The organism is Frankia sp. CgMI4 (assembly GCF_001756285.1).
Taxonomy (GTDB): domain Bacteria; phylum Actinomycetota; class Actinomycetes; order Frankiales; family Frankiaceae; genus Frankia; species Frankia casuarinae.
Map to the genome: position 1 here is coordinate 1 of NZ_MAQZ01000019.1, position 2,491 is coordinate 2,491.

At 64.6% G+C, this 2,491-nt stretch carries 4 protein-coding genes; 2 read left to right on the plus strand and 2 right to left on the minus strand.

What is annotated here, in order from left to right:
* Nucleotides 1-309: 309 nt before the first annotated feature.
* On the plus strand, nucleotides 310-822 hold the full coding sequence (locus Manayef4_RS02550) for a DUF5946 family protein (protein ID WP_011438483.1): 513 nt from the start codon (nucleotides 310-312) through the stop codon (nucleotides 820-822).
* A 7-nt stretch (nucleotides 823-829) separates the two neighbouring features.
* Nucleotides 830-1,351: a DUF5946 family protein gene (locus Manayef4_RS02555; protein ID WP_139139973.1), complete on the plus strand. Its 522-nt coding sequence runs from the start codon at nucleotides 830-832 to the stop codon at nucleotides 1,349-1,351.
* Nucleotides 1,352-1,382: 31 nt separating this feature from the next.
* On the opposite strand, the gene Manayef4_RS24715 is transcribed toward Manayef4_RS02555, so the two are convergent.
* Both Manayef4_RS24715 and Manayef4_RS02565 read right to left on the minus strand, forming a co-directional pair.
* Nucleotides 1,383-1,544 (minus strand): hypothetical protein, encoded by a 162-nt coding sequence (locus Manayef4_RS24715; protein WP_175443301.1) that lies wholly within the window; start codon nucleotides 1,542-1,544, stop codon nucleotides 1,383-1,385.
* A 138-nt stretch (nucleotides 1,545-1,682) separates the two neighbouring features.
* Entirely contained in the window at nucleotides 1,683-2,111 is a 429-nt protein-coding gene (locus Manayef4_RS02565; protein WP_070130504.1) for a 50S ribosomal protein L11, read from the minus strand.
* Nucleotides 2,112-2,491: the final 380 nt, after the last annotated feature.

The following is a 2,491-nucleotide window of genomic DNA, read 5'->3' on the forward strand; positions in this document are numbered from 1 at the left end:
ACAATCAATCGCCCATCGGATGCCCAGAAGTGATCACCAGGCAGGCTACCAACAGCTACCAACTATGACGCTGCGCTACCTCGCCGGAGCCCTGGCCGTAAGCGCTGGGTGATCCGCTGGAAGGGCGCGCTCAACGCCTTCGACGTCGCGTTCGACGGCCGGCTCACCGCAGGCCGCAGGTAGTCCGATTCGCCACAGTTGCACCGGTAACTTTACAGACCCGGAACGAGCGGGCGTGCCGCCCGGCTTGGCATAAGGTCCACGGAGGGGCTGTCAGTCTTCGGTCGAAGAGAACGGGCGGTCAGCGACATGCCGACGGTGGTCTGCGTCGGATGCGGCGCCGAAGTGTCGGACGTATCCGGGCCTGTCCATGCCTACATGTGTTCCTCCCCGGGGTGCTGGCAGCTGTACGGCGAGGTGACCGCTCAGAACCTGGCCCAAGCGGAGCTGAGGCTGGCCTTGGACTGCTATGCGGCACAGCACCCCGGAGGGGCGGAGCACGAGCTGCGGCAGCGCCAGTCCGTGGCAGTGCACCTGACGTCGCTGTGTCTGCATATCGAGGAGCGGCTGCCGGCGGCGCAGCTGATGACGCGGTTAAACAGGATGAGCCGTACTGTCCTGCCGCTTCTGGGCGCGAGTGCCTGGCCCTATCTGCCTCCGCCGGAGCGAATGGGCGACATGACCGTAGCCGATGTCCGTTCCGTGGCCCCTGAACAGCGCGCCGCCTGCCTCGGCGACTGGGCCGAGGCCGTGTGGCGGTCCTGGTCGGCCCAACACGAGACAGTGCGTGGCTGGGCGCGACTGGCACTGAAAGGCAGGTGAAAGCCGAATGATGGGCTTTTCGGCGGGGCCGGCGCGGGACTGCCCCGGCTGCGGGCTCATGTTGCCGGAGCCACCGGAGCAGATACCCGGCCAGGCGGCGGCGGCTTCGGCCGGGTGCTGGTTGCTGTACACGGAGATGCTCGGCCGGTCCTACAACGACCCCGCCCGCTACTCCTCCCACCAGCTGCTGGTCGACAGTTACACCGCGCAGCACGTCGACTGGTCGCAGCCGCGTCGGGTGCAGGGCCTGTCCATCTGCCTGATGACGCTGTGTCTGTTCCTGGAGGACGGGGCCGACCCGAGGRAAGGACCGCGCCTGCACCGGCGCATGGTCGCCCGACCGGTGTTCCACCCCTTGGACCTCGACCCCGTACTGCTCCACGGCCGGATGACAATCGCCGACCTCGCCCCCGCCGATGATGCCGGCGAGTACGAGACCCTGCTCAGAGCTTGGGCGGCGCAGGTGTGGGGCGCCTGGGCTGCCCACCACACCACAATCAGGGGCTGGATCGAGGAGGCCCTCCCCTGAAGACAACGAGTCCTCGACCCCCCCGTACCACTCACTCCTGGAGCTCAGCGACCCTGAGTAGGAGCTGCTGGGCGACGTCCCGCTGCTCCACGCCACTGTCCTCGGCGATGACCGCGACCGCCAAGGCCGCGAAGCGCAGCATGCCGACCCAGGGTCCGGGCGGATCCGGTATCTGCCGGATGCACGCCGCCACGCTTTTCTCGTCATCCGCCAGAAAATGCGTCAGGGCCGCGCCAGCCAGCTGAGTCGCGAGTCGATTGYGCTCGAGCCGGTCTTCGATACCCAATGCCATCCTGTCTCCCCGCGTTGGTTCCGCCGGCCGCGGCCCACTTCAACCGGTGACCTTTATTCCCATGGAGCGCGCCGTTCCAGCCACTATCTTTTCCGYCGCTTCCATCGAATCGACGTTGAGGTCGGGCAGTTTGACCTTGGCGATTTCACGGAGCTGGCTGACGGTGACCGCACCAGCGTGCTCGGCATGCGGCCTCGGACTGCCCTTGCGGACACCCGCGGCCTGGAGCAGCAGACTGGTCGTGGCGGGCGACTTGACGGAGAGCTCGAAGGAGCGGTCCTCGAAGATCGAAACATCTGCCGAGACCTGCAGCCCGTGGTGGATCGCCGAGGCTTCGTTGAACTCCTTCATCACCCCGACGATGTTGACGCCATAGGTACCGAGAGCCTGGCCAATCTTGGCGACGTTGGCGTTTCCACCCTCCTGCTGGATTCGCACGACGGCGGAGAGTTTCTTCTTAGCGGGCATCCCAAGTTCCTTCTCGGCGAGTCTCTTATCGTAAACTAATGGCGATCCATCGGGGACTATATGACTCATCCCGGCCGTGCGCAAGGAAGTCGAGTTCAACTCAAGGATCACTTGAAAGTGTCTGAGGAAAGAGTGAAGAAAAGCCGTTCCACCAAGGAGTCAGATGTACTGTTCGATTATTCTGTGGGACCTGTCCAGATCCGATCAGACGGTTGCTTYCCTCCGKGACTACCTCCGCGACTATGCCGTTGAGGCGTATTCCCAGKTCAAGGGGCTGCGTCAGAAGTTGTGGATCTCCAACACGGGTCCGGAGGGAGAGTCCCAGGGTGACCCGCAAAGTCATTGATGCAGGTCAGCGGGGTTGTCGAGAGTGAGGATGG